General features: G+C 61.2%; 20 protein-coding genes and 1 tRNA gene. 8 read left to right on the top strand and 13 right to left on the bottom strand.

Translation table 11 applies throughout. The annotated features are described in order from the left end of the window. Window position 1 precedes the first annotated feature (1 nt). The 3 genes from V0U79_RS07220 to V0U79_RS07210 are packed head-to-tail and all read right to left on the bottom strand — an operon-like array spanning window position 2 to window position 4,571. A complete protein-coding gene (locus V0U79_RS07220; RefSeq protein WP_330198816.1) occupies window positions 2-3,256 on the bottom strand; it encodes an efflux RND transporter permease subunit in 3,255 nt (1,084 codons plus the stop codon). After that, the gene (locus tag V0U79_RS07215) at window positions 3,253-4,209 is read right to left on the bottom strand and encodes an efflux RND transporter periplasmic adaptor subunit (RefSeq protein ID WP_330198815.1); all 957 of its coding nucleotides are present in this window, start codon (window positions 4,207-4,209) and stop codon (window positions 3,253-3,255) included. Before V0U79_RS07215 ends, V0U79_RS07220 begins: the two co-directional genes overlap by 4 nt. 5 nt (window positions 4,210-4,214) lie before the next feature. Next, the gene (locus V0U79_RS07210; protein WP_330198814.1) at window positions 4,215-4,571 is read right to left on the bottom strand and encodes a rhodanese-like domain-containing protein; all 357 of its coding nucleotides are present in this window, start codon (window positions 4,569-4,571) and stop codon (window positions 4,215-4,217) included. Between the two features lie 82 nt (window positions 4,572-4,653). On the opposite strand from V0U79_RS07210, the gene V0U79_RS07205 reads away from it, so the two are divergent. Further along, window positions 4,654-5,004, top strand: a complete 351-nt coding sequence (locus V0U79_RS07205; RefSeq protein WP_330198813.1) for an ArsR/SmtB family transcription factor — start codon at window positions 4,654-4,656, stop codon at window positions 5,002-5,004. 22 nt (window positions 5,005-5,026) lie between these two features. Then, window positions 5,027-5,326: a hypothetical protein gene (locus V0U79_RS07200; RefSeq protein ID WP_330198812.1), complete on the top strand. Its 300-nt coding sequence runs from the start codon at window positions 5,027-5,029 to the stop codon at window positions 5,324-5,326. A gap of 3 nt (window positions 5,327-5,329) precedes the next feature. Here the strand turns inward: V0U79_RS07200 and V0U79_RS07195 are convergent, their stop codons facing one another. The 8 genes from V0U79_RS07195 to V0U79_RS07160 form a co-directional block, all read right to left on the bottom strand. Beyond that, the gene (locus tag V0U79_RS07195) at window positions 5,330-5,773 is read right to left on the bottom strand and encodes a Cif family virulence factor (protein ID WP_330198811.1); all 444 of its coding nucleotides are present in this window, start codon (window positions 5,771-5,773) and stop codon (window positions 5,330-5,332) included. Next, the gene (gene purB / locus V0U79_RS07190; RefSeq protein ID WP_330198810.1) at window positions 5,770-7,071 is read right to left on the bottom strand and encodes an adenylosuccinate lyase; all 1,302 of its coding nucleotides are present in this window, start codon (window positions 7,069-7,071) and stop codon (window positions 5,770-5,772) included. Before purB ends, V0U79_RS07195 begins: the two co-directional genes overlap by 4 nt. A 193-nt stretch (window positions 7,072-7,264) precedes the next feature. Continuing rightward, window positions 7,265-8,029: an isocitrate lyase/PEP mutase family protein gene (locus V0U79_RS07185; protein ID WP_330198809.1), complete on the bottom strand. Its 765-nt coding sequence runs from the start codon at window positions 8,027-8,029 to the stop codon at window positions 7,265-7,267. Continuing rightward, entirely contained in the window at window positions 8,026-9,246 is a 1,221-nt protein-coding gene (locus V0U79_RS07180) for a threonine synthase (protein WP_330198808.1), read from the bottom strand. The genes V0U79_RS07185 and V0U79_RS07180 overlap by 4 nt, the downstream gene beginning before the upstream one ends. Beyond that, window positions 9,243-9,932 carry a RadC family protein gene (gene radC, locus V0U79_RS07175; protein WP_330198807.1) on the bottom strand — a complete coding sequence of 230 codons (690 nt, stop codon included), beginning with the start codon at window positions 9,930-9,932 and terminating at the stop codon, window positions 9,243-9,245. Before radC ends, V0U79_RS07180 begins: the two co-directional genes overlap by 4 nt. A gap of 4 nt (window positions 9,933-9,936) precedes the next feature. After that, window positions 9,937-10,773, bottom strand: a complete 837-nt coding sequence (gene map / locus V0U79_RS07170; RefSeq protein ID WP_330198806.1) for a type I methionyl aminopeptidase — start codon at window positions 10,771-10,773, stop codon at window positions 9,937-9,939. A gap of 95 nt (window positions 10,774-10,868) precedes the next feature. After that, complete coding sequence (locus V0U79_RS07165) at window positions 10,869-12,569, bottom strand: M28 family peptidase (RefSeq protein ID WP_330198805.1); 1,701 nt, start codon at window positions 12,567-12,569, stop codon at window positions 10,869-10,871. Between the two features lie 54 nt (window positions 12,570-12,623). Continuing rightward, on the bottom strand, window positions 12,624-13,121 hold the full coding sequence (locus tag V0U79_RS07160; RefSeq protein WP_330198804.1) for an acyl-CoA thioesterase: 498 nt from the start codon (window positions 13,119-13,121) through the stop codon (window positions 12,624-12,626). Here V0U79_RS07160 and V0U79_RS07155 point away from each other — a divergent pair. Next, window positions 13,108-13,956, top strand: a complete 849-nt coding sequence (locus V0U79_RS07155) for a competence/damage-inducible protein A (protein ID WP_330198803.1) — start codon at window positions 13,108-13,110, stop codon at window positions 13,954-13,956. The two genes, V0U79_RS07160 and V0U79_RS07155, sit on opposite strands and share 14 nt — an antisense overlap. A 93-nt stretch (window positions 13,957-14,049) precedes the next feature. Beyond that, window positions 14,050-15,936 carry a vWA domain-containing protein gene (locus V0U79_RS07150; RefSeq protein WP_330198802.1) on the top strand — a complete coding sequence of 629 codons (1,887 nt, stop codon included), beginning with the start codon at window positions 14,050-14,052 and terminating at the stop codon, window positions 15,934-15,936. Window positions 15,937-15,991: 55 nt separating this feature from the next. Here the strand turns inward: V0U79_RS07150 and V0U79_RS07145 are convergent, their stop codons facing one another. Both V0U79_RS07145 and V0U79_RS07140 read right to left on the bottom strand, forming a co-directional pair. Then, on the bottom strand, window positions 15,992-17,659 hold the full coding sequence (locus V0U79_RS07145) for a M28 family peptidase (protein WP_330198801.1): 1,668 nt from the start codon (window positions 17,657-17,659) through the stop codon (window positions 15,992-15,994). Next, window positions 17,656-18,258, bottom strand: a complete 603-nt coding sequence (locus V0U79_RS07140) for a helix-turn-helix domain-containing protein (protein WP_330198800.1) — start codon at window positions 18,256-18,258, stop codon at window positions 17,656-17,658. The genes V0U79_RS07145 and V0U79_RS07140 overlap by 4 nt, the downstream gene beginning before the upstream one ends. Window positions 18,259-18,398: 140 nt before the next feature. Here V0U79_RS07140 and V0U79_RS07135 point away from each other — a divergent pair. The 4 genes from V0U79_RS07135 to V0U79_RS07120 all read left to right on the top strand — a co-directional run bounded on the left by V0U79_RS07135 (window position 18,399) and on the right by V0U79_RS07120 (window position 20,957). Then, a tRNA-Leu gene (locus V0U79_RS07135) sits at window positions 18,399-18,485 on the top strand. A 244-nt stretch (window positions 18,486-18,729) separates the two neighbouring features. After that, on the top strand, window positions 18,730-19,338 hold the full coding sequence (locus V0U79_RS07130) for a DNA-3-methyladenine glycosylase family protein (RefSeq protein ID WP_330198799.1): 609 nt from the start codon (window positions 18,730-18,732) through the stop codon (window positions 19,336-19,338). Between the two features lie 31 nt (window positions 19,339-19,369). Continuing rightward, entirely contained in the window at window positions 19,370-19,888 is a 519-nt protein-coding gene (locus V0U79_RS07125) for a hypothetical protein (RefSeq protein ID WP_330198798.1), read from the top strand. A gap of 115 nt (window positions 19,889-20,003) precedes the next feature. Then, window positions 20,004-20,957: an NAD(P)H-dependent flavin oxidoreductase gene (locus tag V0U79_RS07120; protein WP_330198797.1), complete on the top strand. Its 954-nt coding sequence runs from the start codon at window positions 20,004-20,006 to the stop codon at window positions 20,955-20,957. Window positions 20,958-21,016 lie beyond the last annotated feature (59 nt).

Genomic DNA, 21,016 nt, shown 5'->3' with positions numbered 1-21,016 from the left:
ATCAGCCTCCTTCGGCTGGGGTGGCCTCGTCTGTGGTTGACGACGGCGAATAGGGTGCATCGGCGTCCTTGAAGATCACGTAGATCGCAGGGATTACCAGCACGGTGAGAAGCGTTGACGAGGCCAGTCCGAACAGGAGCGAAATCGCCAGCCCCTGGAATATCGGATCAGTCAGGATCACAGAGGCACCGATCATGGCCGCCAGAGCGGTCAACAGGATCGGCTTGAAGCGTATGGCGCCGGCGCGCAGCAGTGTATCACGCAGAGGCTCGCCGGCTTCGGCTCCATGGCGGATGAAGTCCACCAGCAGGATCGAGTTCCGGACGATGATACCCGCCAGAGCGATGAAGCCGATCATTGATGTCGCCGTGAACGGAGCGCCGAACAACCAGTGACCCAGAATAATTCCGATGAAGGTTAGCGGGATCGGCGTCAGGATGATCAGCGGCACACGGAAGGATCCGAACTGCGCCACCACCAGAACATAGATACCCAGCAGGGCGACCATGAAGGCAGCGCCCATGTCGCGGAAGGTGACATAGGTGATTTCCCATTCGCCATCCCAGAGCAGGGTCACTTCATTGTCGCTCTCGGGCTGGCCGTAGAGGCGGATCACGGGCTGCGGCACGTCTTCTGACCATTCCCGCTCATCCAGCGCATCGGCGACCGCCATCATGCCATAGATCGGGGCTTCGAACTCGCCCGCGAGCTCGCCCATAACCATCTCGGCATAACGTCCATTGCGGCGAAAGATCGGGTAGGAGCCTTCCTCCTCGGTTACGGTCACGACATCGCCCAGCTCGGCAATCTCGCGAGAGCCCGGCACGGTGTTGGCCGGTACAGGTGTCGAGGCCAGGCGCTCATTCCAGGTCAGACCGCTATCCGGCAATTGCACGGAAATCTCGATCGGGTTCCGGCCTTCGCCGCGATGCGAGTATCCGACCGGCATGCCCTCGAACAGGGCGCGGATCGTATCGTAGACATCGCTCTGCTGGACGCGGAAAAACTCCAGGCTTTCCTGGTCAATCGCGATCCGCAGTCGAGGCCGCGGCTCACCGAAACTGTCATCCACGTCCACAATGTAGGGGATTTCGTTGAACGCCTCGCGGACCTCGCTGGCCACAGCCCGGCGCGTATCCGCATCCGGTCCGTAGATTTCCGCCAGCAGGGTCGCCAGAACCGGCGGTCCCGGAGGGATTTCGGCAACCCGGATAACCGTGCCTTCCGGCAGATCCAGGTCAGCCAGCAAGTCGCGGGCTTCCAGCGCAATCTCGTGCGAGGAGCGGCTGCGATGGTGTTTGGCCTCCAGATTGACCTGGAGATCGCCCAGCTCGGGGCGTTCCCGGAGATAGTAGTGGCGCACCAGACCGTTGAAATTGAACGGAGCGGCGGTTCCCGCATAAAGCTGGATCGAAGTGGCTTCTGGCAGGGCAGCCAGCCGGTCGGCGGCTTCCATCAGAACGCGTTCCGTGCGTTCCAGTGAGGCGCCTTCCGGAAGGTCGACGACGACCTGGAATTCCGACTTGTTGTCAAACGGCAGAAGCTTCACCGTCACAGTCCGGGTCGCGAACAAGGTCATAGATGCAGCGGTCAGCACGCCGACAATGATGAGAAGCGTCCAGGCATTGCGGCGGTTCTTCACAACCGGTTGGGCAATACGCCGATACCAGCGGCCGAGAATGCCTTCGCTCTCATGATCGCCATGGCCACCATGTTTGCGCCGGCCGGCGATGACCTTCATCAGCCAGGGCGTCAGGATGACCGCGACGAAGAAGGAAAAAATCATGGCCGCCGAGGCATTGATCGGGATGGGCGCCATGTAGGGGCCCATCAGCCCGGAAACAAACAGCATGGGCAATAGCGCTGCCACGACGGTCAGCGTCGCTACGATCGTCGGATTGCCCACCTCGGCGACGGCCTCGATCGCTGACTGGACGCGAGACTTGCCCTTATCCATGGCCCAGTGGCGGGCAATATTCTCGATCACCACAATCGCATCGTCCACGAGGATGCCGATCGAGAAGATCAGCGCAAACAGCGACACGCGGTTGATGGTGAAGCCCATCAGGTTTGACGCAAACAGGGTCAGAAGAATGGTCGTCGGGATGACGATCAGGACGACCAGGCCTTCACGCCAGCCGATCACGAAAGTCACCAGCAGAACGATGGAGATCGTTGCCAGGCCAAGGTGGAAGAGCAACTCGTTGGCTTTTTCATTGGCGGTTTCGCCGTAATTCCGGGTGATCGACACATTGATCTCTTCCGGGATCAGGTCGCCGCGCAAAAGCTCCAGCCGCTCGGTGATGTGTTCGGAGACAACGACCGCATTCGCGCCTTCGCGCTTGGCCACTGCCAGTGTCACGGCAGGCGTGCGGGTCCATCCATCATGATGGTCTTCGCGCGTCAGGTTCCATGCCCGGGCATCAGCCGGCTCGGCACCGATCACGACGTCGGCAACATCGCGCACATAAACCGGGCGTCCATCCCGGGTGGTCAGCAAAAGCAGGCCAATGTCCGGCCCGCCCTGGAGCGTTTGGCCGGCGATAATGGTCTGCGTGCGGTCCATGCCGGTGACGCTGCCCGCCGGGTAGGTGCGGTTGGCTTCTGCCAAGCGCCCCGCCAGTTGCTGCAGGGTCACGCCGTATTGCGACAGGCGTTCAGGGTCCGGCTCGATCCGGATCTGGTCGGCGCGGCCGCCCACGATATAGGTCAGGCCGACATCCTCGACATTCATCAGTGCCGAGCGCAATTCCTCGGCGATGTTGTAGAGCGCATTGTCATCCCAATGATCACCGGCCTCCGGGTCGGGCGACAGGGTGATCGAGCCGATAGCGACATCACTGATGCCGCGTCCCGCGATCAGGGGTTCCGGCACGCCCAGGGGCATCTGGTCATAATTGGCGCGGATCTCTTCCTGGACGCGCAGGATTGCATCGTCGAAATCGGTTCCGACCTCAAAACGCGCGGTTACCATGACCATGTCGTCTTCGGTCTGGGAGTAAACGTATTCGACCGACTGGATGGCGCCGACAATCGCTTCCAGCGGTTCGGTGATCAGTTCCACGGCATCCGGCGCACGAAGCCCGTCGGCGCGGACCATGACGTCCACCATGGGAACCGAGATCTGCGGTTCTTCCTCACGCGGAATGGTGATGAGAGCAATCAGGCCAACCGCCAGCGAGGCCAGCAGGATCAGCGGTGAAAGCGGTGAGTTGATGAACGCCCGCGTCAGATTGCCGGAAATACCGAGATTCATTGTTGCACCAGCACATCGCCGGCTGAGAGGCCCGAGAGGATTTCCACCTGGCCATCGCTGCTGGCGCCAATCTGGACAACGACTTCATGACTGCCGCCATCGCCTTCGCTGACACGGACATAGTCGACGCCATAGCGGGTCGACAGATAGGCCGACGGGATCCGGATGGCCTCGCGTTCATCTACACCGACAAGGACGCGTACGCGTTCGCCGACGAAATAGGTGCCGAGGCCTTCAACCACGGCATCGGCGATGACGCGGCCATCCTCGATCCGGGGATAGACCTGGCGGATAAAGCCAGTGGGTGCGACATCGCCGGTCAGAGCCGAGCCATCAACGCGGATCGTGTCACCCTCGGATATGGAGCGCGCATGGCGTTCCGGCAGCATCAGGCGCAGGACATACAGATCGGATGCGACCGAGGCGATGTTCTCACCCGGCAGGACGACCGTGCCGGCCGTGACCGGGACCTCAAGGATGCGGCCAGCCGTCGGGGCCAGCACATCGCCCTCGCGGGTCTGCTGAACCAGAACGGCGCGGCCCTGGCGAGCCGAAGCCAGCTGGTTTTCCAGCACATCGACTGCCGTCTGGGCTTCATCCAGCCGGGCCTGGGCGAAAATGCCCCGGTCAAACAGGTCCTGTGCCCGGTTCAGATCCGTGCGGGCCTGTTCCAACTGAGCTGTCAGGGCAGCCGCAGTCGCATTGGCCGCGCCGATTTGCGGCGCCAGACGGTCATCTACGACGACGGCAATGATGTCCCCGGCCTCGACCAGATCGCCCTCATCCACCAGCAATTCACCGATGACGCCGCCAATGCGCGCGCGGGCCCCGACGACATCGACACTTTCGACTGTCGCGAAAACAGCTTTCTCGTCGATCACCATTACCGGTTCGACGGTGTGGCTGTCGGCGCTAGCGGCTTGTACGGCAGCGAGGAGGAGGGCGGTCAGCATGTGGGTCAGCCTTGTTGCGGATCAAATACGCGGCCGGTTGCCGGGTCGACCTTGATGGTCGGAAGGCCCTCCCGCTTCCACAGCATGATCCCGCCAGCCAGATGCTTGTTGATCGGAACGCCGGCCTCGGCGCAGCGCATCAGGGCCATGCCGGACCGTTTGGCGGACCCGCAGTGCAGGATCACATCACGCGAGGAATCAATCGGCAGGGCGCGCGGATCAAAGGTCGACATCGGATAGAGAAGCGCGCCGTGAATCCGCTCGGCACCATATTCGTGCGGCTCGCGGACATCGATCAGAACGGCATTGCCATTGCGCAGGGATTCTGCGGTGTCGGCGGGAGAGATTTCCTGAAAGGACATGATTGCTCCATTAGAGAAAACTAATTCATTGACAGCTAATATAGTGACGACTAATATGCTGTCAACAGATGAAAGGTAACACATGGGCGCGATTGCTGACCCTTCAATTCTGGAACTTCAGTCCCAGGCGGGCGATGCCGCGTCTTTTCTCAAATTGATCGCCAACGAGAAGAGATTGCTGATCCTGTGCCGGCTGGCCTCTGGCGAGGCGACGGTCGCCGAGTTGACCACAATCGCCAACCTGTCACAGTCGGCCATGTCCCAGCATCTGGCGAAGATGCGGCGCGACGGGTTGGTCGAGGGACGCAAGGATGGCCTGCAGGTCTTCTACTCGATCGCGGACCCGCGTTGCATCGGTGTGCTCGAACAGCTCAAGACAGAATTTTGTCACGCTGCAGACAATGTAGCAGGCTGCAAGCCGGGCCGGTCCTAGCTCCGGCCAAAGGGGAGAGACAATGGTCCACGCGGCGGCCAAAAACATCCGCGAGATGATTGACGGCAAGGAGCCCAGCCATGAGGCGACCTGGAATGCCGTCTGTATCGCCGATTTCGGCGATGGTGGCGTTACTTTCGTCGCCATGCCGCAAATCCCGCCGCGCAATGTGAACTGGTCAGCCGATGGCGGCTGGGTGCACACGGCCAAGATCGCGTTCGAGAAATACTTCCTCGGCAAGATCCGCCGCGGCATTGGCGAGCCCTTCTTCGAAAGCGCCATTATGGGCATGCTCGGCGTTCACAAGATCAAGGCTAAATAGGCGTCAGCCTTCCATATCGGCGGGCAGGGACAGGCCTTCGCGTTCATTGTCCCAGATCATCGAGATGATCCGCCATTTGCCGCTCTCATCCTTGTAGAACTGGATGGAATTGATGCCCCTGCGCTCCGGCGTGGGGGCGTTCAGGTCTGTGCGGGCTTCATAGCTCGACCAGGCATGCGCCATATTGCCGAACACCCGGACCTCACAGGCCAGCTCGATCTCGTAGAAAGCCGTTTGGTTGAACCAGTCGGTGACATTCTCGCGGTATTCGTCGGGCGACATCATCACCGCCCAAGGCTGGCTGTCATCGCCCATGCCGGTGCGGATCTGGCGGCAATCCGGGTGGAAATAATCGAGATGCCGCGACCAGTCGCGTGGACCCGCCGGCCCGGAAATCATCGCATAGATTTCGCGGACAACATCGCGGATCTCGTCTTCATCACTCATTCGCCGAACACGCGTTTGAAAATCGTATCCACGTGTTTGAAGTGATAGCCTTCGTCAAAGCAAGTTTCGATTTGCTCATCTGACAGAAAGCCTCGGACATCCGCGTCGGCTTTCAGATGATCGACCAGCCGGCCGCCCTCATCCCAGGTTTTCATGCCATTGCGCTGGACCAGGCGATAGCCGTCCTCGCGGGAAGCACCGGCCTGCGTGAGGGCCAGCAAGACGCGCTGGGAATTATGGATGCCGCCATAGGCTTCCAGATTTTCACGGCAGCGGTCTTCATGCACGATCAGCTTCTCGATCATGCCGGCGGTGCGGTGCAGGGCAAAATCAAGGTGCACGGTCGAATCCGGGCCAATCCCGCGTTCAACGGAGGAGTGCGAGATGTCCCGCTCATGCCAGAGCGCGATGTTTTCCATAGCCGGCACCACCGCCATGCGTACCAGCCGCGCCTGACCGGTCAGGTTTTCCGTCAGGATCGGGTTGCGCTTGTGCGGCATGGCTGACGAGCCCTTCTGGCCCGGCGAGAAATATTCCTGCGCCTCGCGCACTTCCGAGCGCTGGAGATGGCGCACTTCGATGGCGATATTCTCGATTGCCGAGGCAATCAGTCCCAGAACGGCGAAATAATTGGCGTGCCGGTCGCGCGGGATCACCTGGGTCGAAATGGGTTCGACGGACAGGCCCATCTTGCTGGCGACGTGTTCTTCCACTGACGGATCAACATTCGCGAACGTGCCGATGGCGCCGGATATGGCGCAAGTCGCCACCTCGTCGCGCGCCCGCACCAGCCGGTCGCGATTGCGGGCAAACTCGGCGTAAAAGCGGGCGAACTTCAGCCCCATCGTCGTCGGTTCGGCATGGATGCCATGCGAGCGGCCGATACAGGCCGTGTATTTGTGCTCCATGGCGCGCGTCTTCAGCGCCGCCAGCACCCGGTCCATGCCCTCCAGCAGCAGATCGGCGGCATCGCGCATCTGCACGGCGAGGCAGGTATCCAGCACATCCGACGATGTCAGCCCCTGGTGCACGAAGCGCGCTTCCTCGCCGACCAGCTCGGCCAGATGGGTCAGGAAGGCGATGACATCGTGTTTGACCTCGGCCTCGATCTCGTCGATCCGCGCCACATCAAATGTCTTGTCCTTGGCTTTCCACACAGCCTTGGCGGCATCGGCAGGCACCACGCCCAGCTCGGCCAGCTTGTCGGTGGCATGCGCCTCGATCTCGAACCAGATGCGGTACTTGTTTTCCGGCGACCAGATCGCCGCCATTTCGGGTCGAGTGTATCGGGGAATCATGCGGCAAGCGCTCCTGTCTGCGAGGAAGGCGGCTTAATGCTCCCGGGGCGAGGGGAGGTCAAGGCCAGCGTAGTTTTCCTCCCCCGTTTACGGGCGAGGTGGCAGCGAAGCTGACGGACGGGCGGCTCAAACTGTTAAAGCCCCCCCTCGGTCCTTCGGACCACTCCTCCCGCAAGCAGGGGGAGAAAACGACCTAGCTGCCATAAAACGCCGCCGCGCGCTCCGTCAGCGCCTTCATCGCCTCACGATAGGGCGCAGGGCCATGGCTGATGCGGGCCACGCCCAGCTTGGCCATTTCGGCAATCGAAGGCGCGCCCTCTTTCATGTAGGCGTTCACCGGCAGCTTGGTGTGGGCACATATCCGGCCGATCAGGTCCGGATCGGAAAGGCCCGGGATGAAAATGCCGCTGGCCCCGGCCTCGGCATAGACATCGCACCGGTCCGTGGCTTCCTTCATGTGGTCGGCGTGTTTTGCCGGATCGGCTTTCAGGAACACATCCGTGCGGGCATTGATGAAGAGCGGAATGCCGGTTTCGTCCGCAACGCCGCGAATGGCGGCGATCCGGTGTGCCTGATCAACCTGCGAAAAGAGCCCGTCACCACCGACGACACGGTCCTCGAAATTGAGGCCGACTGCTCCGGCTGCAATCAGCCTTGCGATATTGTCGGCGATGAATTCCGGCTCTTTCGCATAGCCGCCCTCGAAATCGATCGAGACTGGCAGATCGACCGCCGCGCTGATCTGTTTGGCGGTACGTATCACCCGATCCAGCGGCAGTTTCTCGCCATCCTCATAGCCTTGGGATGTGGCCACCGACCAGCTGCCGGTCGCGATGGCTTTGGCGCCCGCCTCGGCGACGGCCTTCGCGCTGCCGGCATCCCAGATATTGTAAAGCACCAACGGATTGCCCGCTTGGTGAAGCGCATGAAAGGCCTGGGCTTTTTCGAACTGTGTCATAGCGAGTTCCAATCAATATCCTTGTGCCGGTCCAGCGTCCGGGAGGTATCCGGCATGGCGTATTTCAGGCCCGAGCCGCAATTATAGAGCACCACGTCAGCATCGGCCTCGATCAGCCCGTCGGCAATCGCCATTTCCATGGCGGCATAGGTGGCCGCGCCTTCCGGTCCGACCAGCAAGCCATCCTCGGCCCCGATGCGGTGCCAGCAGCGTTCGATATGCTCGTCGGTGACGGCGAGTGCGGCGCCACCACTCTCGCGCACGGCGCGCAGGATCAGGAAGTCGGCCACGGCCTTGGGAACGCGCATGCCGGCCGCCATCGTGTCGGCGTCCATCCATTCCTCGGCATGATCGGCGCCTTCATTGAAAGCCTTCACGATGGGCGCACAGCCGGTCGACTGCACGGCAAACATCTTGGGGCGGTCCGGGCCGATCCAGCCCAGCTCTTCCATCTCGTCGAAGGCTTTCCACATGCCGATGAGGCCGGTGCCGCCGCCGGTGGGATAGAAAATCGCTTGCGGCAGGCGCCAGCCCAGCTGGGCCGCCAGTTCCATCCCCATCGTCTTCTTGCCCTCGGCACGATAGGGCTCCTTCAGGGTGGACAGGTCAAACCAGCCCATCGCCTCCTTGCCGGCGCCGACCAGCGCGCCGCAATGATGGATCAGACCGTTGACACGAAACACCTTGCCGCCCTGCAGGCAGGTCTCCTGCACATTCACCTCGGGCGCATCCTCCGGGCAGAAGACATAGGCTTCCATCCCGCCGCGCCGCGCATAGGCGGACATGGCGGCTCCGGCATTGCCCGCCGTCGGCATGGCCAGGCGCTTCAGGCCGAAGCTCTTCGCCATGGACACGCCCAGCGCCAGGCCCCGCGCTTTGAAGCTGGCGGTGGGCAGGCGGCTTTCGTCCTTGACGATAACGCGGCCTGTCGCACCTGCCGATTTCGCGGCGACCGGAATATCGATCAGCGGCGTGTCGATCTCGCCGAGACGCAGCACGTCTTCCTCGCGCGCAACCGGCAACAGCTCCCGCCATTTCCAGAAACCGCCGGTCCGCGCCCAGATCTCGTCGCGGTCTATCTCGGCCTTCGCCTTTTGCAGATCATAGCGCGCCAGCAAGGGCTTGCCCGCCGCAGACAGGTTCTGCGGGCGGTCTTTTTCATAACGTTCACCCGTGGCCGAACAGTCCAGATGGGTGAAGTAATGTCTGTAGGTCATATCAATCCAAGCGACTTGAAACTGGCCGTCGTTTCGCGGCCGATGATCAGATGGTCGTGGACCACAATATTGAACGGTTTCGCCGCAGCAATAATCGTTTTCGTGATCTCGATGTCAGCCGTCGACGGTGTGACATCGCCGGAAGGATGATTGTGTACCAGGATCATCGCGCTGCACTCATGGGCGAGGGCGCGTTTCACCACTTCTCGCGGATAGACCGGGGCCTGATCGACCGTGCCTTTCGAGACCACTTCATCGCCCATCAGCCGGTTTTTCTTGTCGAGAAACAGGACGCGGAATTGTTCGACCGGCTCATGCTGCATGGCCGTCCGGCAATAGGCGATCAGCGCCGACCAGGACGAGATGACCGGCCGGTCCAGCACGCCCTCGCGCGCCATGCGTGAGGCCGCGGCCTGCAATAACTTCAAATCAACCGCCGTCTTTTCGGAAACCCCCTTCACTTCGGTCAGGGCTTCGACCGGCGCGGCCGTCACACCGCCCAGATCGCCAAAGCGCTGGATCAGCGTCTTGGCCAGCGGTTTGACATCGCGGCGCGGGATGGAGCGGAACAGGAAAAGCTCGAGCAGTTCATAGTCTGCCAATGCCTCGCTGCCAGAGGTTGTAAAGCGGCGCCTGAGACGGTCGCGATGACCCGCATGATGCGGTGGCTCGGCGTGTTCAGGCATGGTGTCAGGCGGAATAGGGCGGGCAGTCGAAGCCGGCAGGCGACTTCGTGAAGATCTCGACGCCGTCCTCGGTAACACCCACTGTGTGCTCGAATTGCGCCGACAGGGATTTGTCCCGTGTTACGGCGGTCCAGCCATCATTGAGCACCTTGGCGTCGGGCTTGCCGAGATTCAGCATCGGCTCGATGGTGAAGAACATGCCCGGTTTCAGCTCCAGCCCTTCGCCACGGCGGCCATAGTGCAGCACGTTCGGGCTGTCATGGAACAGGCGGCCAATGCCATGGCCGCAGAAATCCTCGACCACCGAACAGCGATTGGCCTCGGCGATCTCCTGGATCGCTGCACCGATATCGCCCAGCGTGGCGCCCGGCTTCACTTCGGCAATGCCGGCCATCATCGCTTCATAGGTGACTTCCACAAGGCGCTCGGCCTTGCGGCGCGGCTCACCGACAATGAACATGCGCGAGGTATCGCCATGCCAGCCATCGAGCAGGATGGTGACGTCGATATTGACGATATCGCCATCCTTCAGCGGCTTCGGGCCGGGGATGCCGTGACAGATCACATGATTGATCGAAGTGCAGGAGGACTTGGTATAGCCGCGATAGCCCAACGTGGCCGGAACACCGCCCTGAGCGAACATGAAGTCCCGCACGGCATTGTCGATTTCCTCGGTGGTCACACCCGGCTGAACCAGGGGCACGATATGATCCAGCGTGGCCGCGGCGGCATGCCCGGCCTTGCGCATGCCTTCAAAGGCATCCTGGCCGTGCAGCTTGATGCGGCCATCACGCGACACGTCAGACGCGCCATCCGGTTGAATGTCGTAAGCGAGGTTCATGCCCTGTCCTGTGCCCTTACCCGTAACTCATATAAACAAAACGCGCGGCATTTAAAACGCCGCGCGCCTGTTGAAGCCGTGACGGCGGTTAAGGGTTAGCGGTTTCCGCCGAAGAATTCCCCGAAATAATCGCCCTCATTCCAGGTCGGCGCTTCGTCATTATTGGCGATTTCGCGCGCGATCAGGAAGTTGATATTGGCGAATTTCGCGCCCTGTTCATAAAGGATTTCAAGGTCTTCATCGCTATCCACCTCATCCGACTGGCGGTGATAGTGGGTGGTCAGGAAGCCCATGAAGCCTTCGCCCTCATCCCAGCGCGGATCGGGTGAGGAGAAGCCGGTCATCAGGAAGACGGACGGTACGCCACGGCGCACGAAATTATAGTGGTCCGAACGGATGAACAGGTTTTGCTCGGGAATCGGGTCCGGGCTGATCGTCACGCCCAGGCGCGCAGCCGCCCTTTCGGCGATCGGGCCGAGGCTGGAGCGTTCGGCACCGAAGGCGATGACATCCGCGAAATCATAGACGATGACCGGCATGTCCAGATTGACATTGGCCACCATGTTTTCTTCCGGAATGGTCGGGTTGAAGGCGAAGTATTCCGAGCCCAGAAGGCCCTGTTCTTCGGCAGCCAGTGCCACGAACAGGACAGAGCGGCGCGGCGCTTCGCTTTCCATGAAGGCGCGCGCGGTTTCCAGCATGATCGCCGAACCGGACGCATTGTCGACGGCACCGTTACAGATGCGGTCTTCCTCATTGTTCGAGCGGCAGCCGGTGGTCGAAACGCCGTTCTCATCGGTATGGCCGATATGATCGAGGTGAGCCGTCAGAACGACCACTTCATCGGCCAGTTCCGGATCGGAACCGGGGATCATGCCCACCACATTGTAGTCGGTGTAAAGCTCGCGCGTCGTTTCCTGTTCCAGCGTCACCGTCACATTCAGCGGCATGGAGGCAGGCTCGCCCGATTGCAATTGTTCCAGTGCTTCTTCCAGCGTCATGTCGGCATTGGCAAACAGCGCTTCACCGCCTTCGCGGGACACGCCGGATGCCACCATCAATTGGTTATAGGCCGGCTCGGCGCCGTCCGGGCCCAGCGCGATATCGGACCCCGATATCGCGCGCGCTGCAAAGCCGGAATAATTCTCGGTCGGCGCAGAAGAGATCTGGATGTAGCCGATCGCGCCACGTTCCGCGGCATTCGCCCGCTTGGTCGACGAGCGTTGCTGGTGGGACCGTTCGTCCGACGGCATGATATCCGGCGCACCGCCGATATAGGCCACGATGCGGCCATTGACGTCGATACCATCATAATCGTCATAGCCATGGTGCGGCAGCGACAGGCCGTAACCCACAAACACGACTTCAGCCGTGATCGACGCCTGGTCGTGCACAGGGTGAGCCGACACAATGAGGTTGGAACCGTTTTCCAGCTCGACCGCCTCGTCACCCTCGCCGATCACCAGCCGGCCGGCCTCGGCCACCGGCGACATGTATTGCATCGGCACGGCTGCGAAATAGCCGCCCTCATCACCTGCGGGCTGAAGGCCCAGAAGGCGGTATTGCGAGGCCACGTAATTGGTGGCGATCTGATAGCCTTCCGACCCTGAGGCGCGCCCCTGCAGGGCATCATGCGCCAGGAAGCGGATATGCGCTTCGATATTCTCGACCGGGATGTCGGGAATGAACTCACCGGCATCGGCCGTTTCACCACCGGTCTCGACCGGGGCGGAACAGGCAGTGGCAAGCAGAATTGCGGCAGAGCTGGCAAAGGCCAGCCGGGCAGAAGTTTTCACGAGACAAACCCCATTTAAATCAGTCGCGGCACTATAGGCCTGCGGACCCGCGCATCAATCGGCGGAGCCTAAACTTTCCGTCATCAGAGCATCGGCCACTTCGGGCAGCACCTGGTAGTGCTTTTTCAGCGTGTCATTCATCCGGGTCGGCCTTCCCGATTGAAGCTTGAAACAGATCAGCTTCGTCACGGCCCGGAAGACGGTTTCGCCCGTAGCCGCCCGCCGGAACTGGTAGCGCCGTTCAGCGCGCAGTCGGCCATCGGAGGCGGTGATCCAGACCGCGCAATCGATTTCATCGCCCGCATGCGTCTGGCCCAAATAATCGCATTCGGACCGGATGATCGCCATGCCGTGCTCATACTTGACGAATTCGGTGCGCGGATGCTCGGGAAAGCAATGATCCCAGTGCGCCCAGGCGGCTTCATCCGCCCAGGCCAGATAGCGCGAATTGTTGACATGGCCGAACTCGTCCTCGTCCGCTTTGTTTGCGGTGAGGTGGTGAATGAAGGGCGAGGGTAGGTCCCAGCCGTCAAATGTCATGGCCTTGTTCATGGCCAATGCCTATATCCGGCACGAAAGCGAGGCGAAAGGGTGCAAGATGACACAAGGCAAGCGCGTAACAGCCGGTGTTCTCCTGATCGGTGATGAGCTCCTGTCCGGCCGCACCCGTGACATCAATCTCTCCGAGATCGCCAAATTCCTCGCCCCGCTGGGTGTTGCCGTTGCCGAGTGCCGGGTTGTCCCCGACGAGCAGGACAGGATTGTCGAGGCCGTGAACCATCTGCGGCAGGCCTGTGATTATGTCTTCACCACGGGTGGCATCGGTCCGACCCATGACGACATCACCGCCGATGCCATCGGGGCAGCCTTTGGACAGACGGTTGATGTTCGAGATGATGCTCTCGCCATCATCGAGGAATGGTATGCCAAGACGCAGACCCCGCTGACCGAAAGCCGCAAGCGCATGGCGCGCGTTCCGGCCGAGGCCATACTGATCAAAAACCCGGTCACCGGCGCGCCCGGCTTCCAGACGGGCAATGTCTACACCCTGGCCGGGGTGCCCAAGATCGCCCGCGCCATGCTGGAGGACGTGGCGCATCGCATCGAGGGCGGCGCGGTAACCCTGTCACGCACGGTCGCCACGGGCGGTTTGAGAGAGGGTGACCTGGCCGAGGGGCTCGGCAAATTAGCGGCGGAATATCCCGATGTCTCGATCGGATCCTATCCCTATTTCTTCGAGGGGCCGGACGGCGAGATCAAGCGCGGCACCAATCTGGTCGCGCGCGGCACGGACGAAGCCTTGCTGGGGGAAGTGGTCGAAAAGCTGGCGGATCTGTCGCGTTCGGTTGGCGGAAAGCCGGTGATCGATCCACCGGACGCGAAATAGCGCTTCGCCCCCTAATCGCCCCATTCCCGCCCGAACATGGTTCCCTTGCGAGGCGAATTTCGTGTCACCCGGGGCGGGGACAAGGGGAGTAACATGACCAGGAAGTTTCTACTGACGACGGCAGCAGGCGTTGTTGCCTTTGCCGCTTTGCAGACCACGCCGGTTTCCGCCGTGACGGTGCAGGATCGGGATGATCGCCGTGGCGACATCTTCGAGCAATGTCCGACACTGGTGGCCAATCAGTTCGATAATAACCGGGGTCGTGGCCGCGGCTATAGCTACAGCCCGACCTTTGGTTCTGGCGCGACACCGCCGCCTCCACCGCCAGCGCCGCCGCCACCACCGCCTCCGCCAGCACCGCCCCCCCCGCCGCCACAGATGATGGCGCTAGAGGAATCCGAGACCGATTCAGTCGTCGTGACAGGCAGCCGGACCCAGCGTGATGGCTTTACGTCCAATGCACCGGTCGCCAGCCTCACCGGCCCGCAAATCCAGCCGCAGCCCTTCCCGGGTGATGAAGACCGGGAACGGTATGAAGATGTCGAGACCAATGATGTCGTCGTGACGGCGGAAGAACCGGTCTCGACCTTCTCGGTGGATGTCGACACGGCCAGCTATTCCGTGGTTCGCGACTATCTGGCCGACGGCAATCTGCCGCCACGCGATGCCGTGCGCATCGAAGAAATGGTCAATTATTTCAATTACGACTATCCGCTGCCGGACGATCGCGATGCGCCGTTCGAGGCCAGCGTCACGATCATGCCGACGCCCTGGAATGAAAATACCCGGCTGATGCATATCGGCGTTCAGGGCTATGACATTCCGCGCGAGGAACGCCCGCGCGCCAATCTCGTCTTCCTGATCGATGTGTCCGGTTCGATGGGCTCACCCGACAAGCTGCCGCTGGCCATTTCCGGCCTGCAGATGCTGGTCGATGAGCTCGACGATGATGATACCGTCTCCATCGTTGTTTATGCCGGTGCGGCAGGTGCGGTTCTCGAACCGACACCGGGTTCACAGCGCCATTGCATCAATGCGGCGTTGGACATGCTGGAAGCCGGCGGCTCGACGGCTGGCGGTGAAGGCCTGCGCCTGGCTTACAATTTCGCGCGGGAGCATTTCGACGAGGATGCGGTCAACCGGGTCATGATCCTGACCGATGGCGACTTCAATGTCGGTGTCACCTCCAACGAGCGGCTGGAAGACTTCGTCGCCCGCGAGCGGGAAAGCGGTGTCTATCTCTCGGTGATGGGTTTTGGACGCGGCAATTACAATGACGCGCTGATGCAGACCCTGGCCCAGAATGGTAATGGCATTGCCGCCTATATCGACACCGAGGCCGAGGCCCGCCGCTTCTTCGTCGAGGAAGCGTCCTCCGCGCTCTTCCCGATCGCCAATGATGTGAAGCTGCAGATCGAGTTCAATCCGGCCCTGGTCGCGGAATACCGTCTGATCGGCTACGAGACCCGCCTGTTGAACCGCGAGGACTTCAACAATGACCAGGTCGATGCCGGCGAGATCGGCTCGGGTCATTCGGTCACCGCGATTTACGAGATCACTCCGCCGGACAGTCCGGCTTTGCTCAATGAGCCGTTGCGCTATGGCGGGGAGAGCGAGACCGAAACCGAGTTCTCTGATGAGTACGGCTTCTTCCGAGTCCGCTACAAGATGCCGGGCGAGGATGAGAGCCGCCTGATCGAATTCCCGGTCACGACCGCCAATGTTGTCGATAGCCTCGAGGAGGCCGGCGACGATATCGGCTTCTCGGTAGCGGTTGCTGGCTTTGCCCAGATCCTTCGCGGCGATGACTATATCGCCGACGAGGAATTCGATCTCGGCCGCGTCGCCGAACTGGCGGAACAGTTTACTGGATCGGACGCATATGGCTATCGCGCCGAATTTGTCCGCCTGGTGCAGGTCGCTGATCGCGCGCACACCCAGGAAGCCCTGAAGCCCTCCCGGAGCGGCGAAGGGCGCTAGAATCGGAACCGGGGCAGCTTCGCAGCTGCCCCGGCTCACTTCTGCGTCGGAGGGACTATTCCGGACGCATCTCGTCCCGCAGGGCGCGCCACGGTGTGCCTTTGGTGAAGTTCGGCCAGCGATCGGAATTGGCCAGCCGCCAGCCCAGCTCGAAATAGATCCTGGCATCGTCGGTCAGCCCGCCAAGGCGCCAGGTGAAAGGCTGGTCAATCTCGTCAGCGGCATGGTGATAGCCATTGGCCATATACCAGGCGAAGCCCTCATTGATCTGCGGATCAGCCTCGGCCTGTTCCGGCGTCGGGGCGCCGACCGCATAAAGTCCCGGCACGCCCACTTCGATGAAGGGGTAATGGTCCGAGCGGTAAAAACCGCCGGCCTGGGGATTGGAATCGTCGATCAGGACCCGTCCGAAGCGCGCAGCGACCGGCTCCAGTTCCACCATCAACTCATTTGTACCAAGACCCGGCACCACCATCAGATCCCATTGATCGGAATAGGGAAAGTGCGCATCCATGTTCAGCACACCCACAATCTGCGGCAGGGCGCAGGGCGGATGGGCGGCGAAATATTCCGCGCCGAACAGGCCGCGCTCTTCAGCCGCCGTGGCGAAGAAATAGACCGAGCGGCGCGGGGCTTCCTCCAGCCGGCCATAGGCGCGGGCGATATTGATCAGCATCGCGGTGCCGGTGGCATTATCCAGCGCGCCATTGAACAGATGATCATCGGTCGGGGCGTCAGGATTGATTCCCATATGATCCCAGTGGGCGGAATAGACGATGCATTCATCGGGTGCGCCCGAACCCTCGATCATGCCGACGACATTCCGCGTCATCGTGGTGGTGATTGAACCGGCATGGCGGCCATCGACCGTCAGATCGGTCTCGATCGCCGTGAAACCGGGTTCCGCCGCAACGGCATAGACAGCATCATAATCCAGTCCGGCCGCTTCCATCAGGCGCCGCGCAGCCGGCTCGCTGATATGGGCAAACAGGGTCAGGTCAGCGTCGTCATCTTCCAGGAAATATTGTGCACCGGACGCCCCGCCGCTCGACAGCGTCTCCCAGGGATAGCCGGCACTGTCGGTGGTATGGACCAGGAAGACAGCCCGTGCTCCCAGCTCTGCCGCCAGCTTGTTCTTCGAACTCATCAGCCCGTGAACGGACAGCGCGTTGCCACCGAAAAGGTCCTCATCGCCGGTTGCCGTGCCGGGATCGCCTCGAAACAGGATGACGGTCGCGCCGGTCAGGTCAACGCCGTCATAATCATCCCAGTCCGCCTCGTCCGCCCGGATGCCGAACCCGCCCAAGACGATGCGGGAATTTTCAATCGAGAGGCTCGTCTCCGGCTGCCCGGCATAAAGTATATAATCCTCGGTCAGTTCGAACGGCACCGCGCCATCCGGCCCCTCGACGGCAAACGCGCCGCGGCCTTCCGGTGAAAAGGCATCCAGCGCGAAGGGTTGATAGAAAGAGCCATCAATGCCCGGCCGGATACCGGCTTCGGCAAACTGGCCGGCAATGAAATTCACCGTCATTTCCTCGCCAACGCCGCCTGGCGCCCGTCCTTCGAATTCCGGTGAGGCCAGCGTGGTGATATCCGCGCGAATGGCTTCAGCCGAAATATCCATCTGGGAATTTCGCATGTTGATCAGATCGGCGGACTGGGCCTGTACGCCTGCAGTGCCGATCAGCATCAGGCAGGCAAGGGGGAGGGCGGTTTTCATCGCAATTGGCCTTTTTTGCTCTTGGGATTGGTGTCGTCGGAAACCGGCGAAATGGCCCAGCTGACAGCAATCGGCTGACCGGTTTCGGTATTCGATTGCCACATCAGCTCGACGATGGCGTTGAGATGGGCGTTGATCTTTTCCAGCGCTTCCGGGCTGGGCCGGGCAATCTGCCGGCCGAAGCCGTGATTGCGGTCGGATCCATCATGCACGGGCGACAGGTTGAAACCGTCGGCAAACTCCCGGTCCGCCTGACGCAGAACCGCGCTGGCGCACCGCGTCACGCCGCCCCGCAATTCCTTGCGGCCCAATGCCCGGGCCATGCGCATCCTTGGGGCTGGCGTCGCATACAGTGTCTGCGGCTTGCGCGCGCCGGGCAGCAGGCGGCGATCCGTCGCCACAACCAGACCCACGGCTTCCAGCTTGTGGATGTGGTGATAGACGGCGGTCTGCTTCATGCCGATCACGCGGGACAGATCATCAACAGACATCGGACCGTCAGCCGCAAGCCGGTCGATAATGGTCGTCCGCGGAGCCGAGGCCAGGCACATCACCTGTTCCCATTCAAGGATCCAGTACGTGTCTTCGGTGGTGCTCATGACATTCATGCCTTCTCTATAATTCGAAATGACATGATATTTTAAATTAAAACTCTGTCAGCTCCTGAATTATTCAAATTTTCGGGCAATGAGGCTGGCTCTTTCCCTGAGGGCACAAGCCGCTAAGAAAGGGGCAGGATGCGGACGTGGCGGAACTGGTATACGCAACAGACTTAAAATCTGTCGCCCGTAAGGGATTGAGGGTTCAAATCCCTCCGTCCGCACCATTCCAAGTCGGTCTGCCGGAGGCAGAAAATTTGATCCAGTGGATCGAATTTAGACGCGGAATGCCCCGGCAGGGGCCTTCGCTCTCTTCGAGAGCTTCGGCTGGGCAAGCCAAGTGCCAGAGCGAAGGCTGTCACGCCGAAGCCTTGGCGGAGGCGGGCCCCTTTTCTGTTTCCCTTGCGCGCGGTCGGACTCTGTGGGTCTGTGGCGCTTGATGTCATTCACGTGATTGGATTAGCTCCGCCCATGCCACACCGCGCCATACATGCCCGCTTTGTCGAGACCGCACAGGAGCTCAGCCCGGAGCTGGCGGCGGCCATTGGCGCGCTCCAGCCGATCGAGCTCACCTCGCGCAAGGATATGCCCTTTGCCGATTATCTCTGCCGGGCGATCACCGGACAGCAATTGTCTGTGGCCGCAGCCAGGACGATCTGGGGGCGGGTGGAACAGAGCGCCGGTGAGACACCGCTGATCGAGCATTTCTGCCATTCACGGACCGATCTCCTGCGCAGCTGCGGTCTCTCCGGTGCCAAGACAAAAGCGATCTGCGAGATCGGCGCCCTGGCGCGGGAAGGCGGGCTGAAGGATGACGAGTTGGTCCACCTGTCCGCCGCAGAGCGCGCCGAGCGCATCACCGCCATCTGGGGCGTCGGCCAGTGGACGGCAGACATGATGAACATGTTCTATTTCGGCGAGGAGGATATCTGGCCCGATGGCGATGTTGCAGCCCGTAAGACGCTGGAACGGCTCACTTCCAAACGCCGCAAGACGGTTCGGACCGCCCAGCGCTTTGCCCCGCACCGGTCATACCTGGCGCTCTACATGTGGGCCCATGTCGATGCGAAGCCGACGTAGTTTGGCCATTTTCGTCTTTGAAACTCGATAGATGCGAATTTTGCTTCTCACACTTTCGTTCGTGACATGGTCGGCTGCGGCGGATGCTTGCCGGCAATCCCTGATCATCGACGACGCTTTGGTTCGTGAAGTCCGATATGCCGATTTGTCATTTGATGGACGACTTTCTCATCTTGCCTGGCGTTCAGCCGACGGCGAGAGATTTGTGCCTCCCGCTGAATGCATCAACGGTGACCTTGATTGCGCTGTCGGCAATGCCGATCTGCGCCGGCAGGCACAGAACATCGCCGAGGTGAGCTTCGAGATACGCCAATGGTTCTCGGATGCGCGTGACGCAGAGTTCCCACTTGTGGTAGATTTCTCGCTTGATGGACCATGTACTCGCCGACCATTGGCGGTGGGTGAGGAATACATCGTGACCATCACGCGCATTCCAATCTCGCAACAAGCGCAGATCAATGTGCACAGGTCCAGCGAATGGCCTGTTGCAGCGGACCAACTCCTCGCTACACAGCGAGAGGTCTTGAGGGATGGCGGTCTCTATCGCTGATCCGGTGAAAGTTGACGCCTACGCCAACTGGACCGGCTTTCACTTCCCGCCTAGTTTCCCGAAGCAATGAACAATGTTCACCCCGTCTGATGCGGGGGAGGGATCGGGAGTTTCCATGTCGAACCAGGACGCCATCGCGCCAAATCTGCGCATTCCGGTAATCGGGGCACCGCTTTTCATCATTTCCAATCCGAAACTGGTGATTGCCCAGTGCAAGGCCGGGATTGTCGGCTCGTTTCCGGCGCTGAATGCCCGGCCGCAGACCCAGCTGGATGAATGGCTGGACGAGATCACGTCCGAGCTCGACAGCTATAACAAGGCCAATCCGGACAAGCCGGCAGCCCCCTTTGCCGTGAACCAGATTGTTCACCGCTCGAATGACCGCCTCGAAGCCGATCTGGAAACCTGTGCGAAATACAGGGTGCCGCTGGTCATCACCTCGCTGGGCGCGCGGGTCGAGCTGAACGAGGCGGTGCATTCCTGGGGCGGCAAGACGCTGCACGACATCATCAATGTCACCTTCGCGAAGAAGGCGCTGGAAAAGGGCGCTGACGGCCTGATCGCGGTCTGCGCGGGTGCCGGTGGACATGCCGGTGTGAAATCGCCCTTCGCCCTGATCCAGGAAATCCGCGAATTCTTCGACGGTCCGCTGGCCCTGTCCGGCTCCATCGCCAACGGCGGGGCCGTGTTGGCGGCGCAAGCCATGGGCGCGGACTTTGCCTATATCGGCTCGCCCTTCATCGCCACGGAAGAGGCCCGCGCCACCGATGAATACAAGCAGGGCATTGTCGAGGGCTCATCCGACGATATCGTCTATTCCAGCCTGTTTACCGGCGTACACGGCAACTACCTGAAGGGCTCGATCAGGGCCGCCGGTCTCGACCCGGACAATCTGCCGGAAAGCGATCCGTCGGCAATGAATTTCGGCTCGTCCTCGACCAAGGCCTGGAAGGATATCTGGGGTTCCGGTCAGGGCATTGGCGCGGTCAAGGAAATCGCACCGGCCGGCGCCTATATCGACAGGCTGGCGGCTGAATACGAAGCCGCCAAAGCGCGTATCTGCGGGTAGTTTGGTTTGATTTTCCTCCCCCGTTTACGGGGGAGGTGGCAGCGAAGCTGACGGAGGGG

Origin of the sequence: Hyphobacterium lacteum (assembly GCF_036330345.1) — a bacterium.
GTDB classification, from domain to species: Bacteria; Pseudomonadota; Alphaproteobacteria; order Caulobacterales; family Maricaulaceae; genus Hyphobacterium; species Hyphobacterium lacteum.
Note: the sequence above shows the minus strand (reverse complement) of the source record. Positions and strands in the feature narration are given on the sequence as shown.

Coding starts and splice junctions, on each gene's coding strand:
- V0U79_RS07220 (WP_330198816.1), bottom strand. CDS start 3,256: ATGAATCTCGGTATTTCCGGCAATCTGACGCGGGCGTTCATCAACTCA.
- V0U79_RS07215 (WP_330198815.1), bottom strand. CDS start 4,209: ATGCTGACCGCCCTCCTCCTCGCTGCCGTACAAGCCGCTAGCGCCGAC.
- V0U79_RS07210 (WP_330198814.1), bottom strand. CDS start 4,571: ATGTCCTTTCAGGAAATCTCTCCCGCCGACACCGCAGAATCCCTGCGC.
- V0U79_RS07205 (WP_330198813.1), top strand. CDS start 4,654: ATGGGCGCGATTGCTGACCCTTCAATTCTGGAACTTCAGTCCCAGGCG.
- V0U79_RS07200 (WP_330198812.1), top strand. CDS start 5,027: ATGGTCCACGCGGCGGCCAAAAACATCCGCGAGATGATTGACGGCAAG.
- V0U79_RS07195 (WP_330198811.1), bottom strand. CDS start 5,773: ATGAGTGATGAAGACGAGATCCGCGATGTTGTCCGCGAAATCTATGCG.
- purB (WP_330198810.1), bottom strand. CDS start 7,071: ATGATTCCCCGATACACTCGACCCGAAATGGCGGCGATCTGGTCGCCG.
- V0U79_RS07185 (WP_330198809.1), bottom strand. CDS start 8,029: ATGACACAGTTCGAAAAAGCCCAGGCCTTTCATGCGCTTCACCAAGCG.
- V0U79_RS07180 (WP_330198808.1), bottom strand. CDS start 9,246: ATGACCTACAGACATTACTTCACCCATCTGGACTGTTCGGCCACGGGT.
- radC (WP_330198807.1), bottom strand. CDS start 9,932: ATGCCTGAACACGCCGAGCCACCGCATCATGCGGGTCATCGCGACCGT.
- map (WP_330198806.1), bottom strand. CDS start 10,773: ATGAACCTCGCTTACGACATTCAACCGGATGGCGCGTCTGACGTGTCG.
- V0U79_RS07155 (WP_330198803.1), top strand. CDS start 13,108: ATGGCCTTGTTCATGGCCAATGCCTATATCCGGCACGAAAGCGAGGCG.
- V0U79_RS07160 (WP_330198804.1), bottom strand. CDS start 13,121: ATGAACAAGGCCATGACATTTGACGGCTGGGACCTACCCTCGCCCTTC.
- V0U79_RS07150 (WP_330198802.1), top strand. CDS start 14,050: ATGACCAGGAAGTTTCTACTGACGACGGCAGCAGGCGTTGTTGCCTTT.
- V0U79_RS07145 (WP_330198801.1), bottom strand. CDS start 17,659: ATGAAAACCGCCCTCCCCCTTGCCTGCCTGATGCTGATCGGCACTGCA.
- V0U79_RS07140 (WP_330198800.1), bottom strand. CDS start 18,258: ATGAGCACCACCGAAGACACGTACTGGATCCTTGAATGGGAACAGGTG.
- V0U79_RS07130 (WP_330198799.1), top strand. CDS start 18,730: ATGCCACACCGCGCCATACATGCCCGCTTTGTCGAGACCGCACAGGAG.
- V0U79_RS07125 (WP_330198798.1), top strand. CDS start 19,370: ATGCGAATTTTGCTTCTCACACTTTCGTTCGTGACATGGTCGGCTGCG.
- V0U79_RS07120 (WP_330198797.1), top strand. CDS start 20,004: ATGTCGAACCAGGACGCCATCGCGCCAAATCTGCGCATTCCGGTAATC.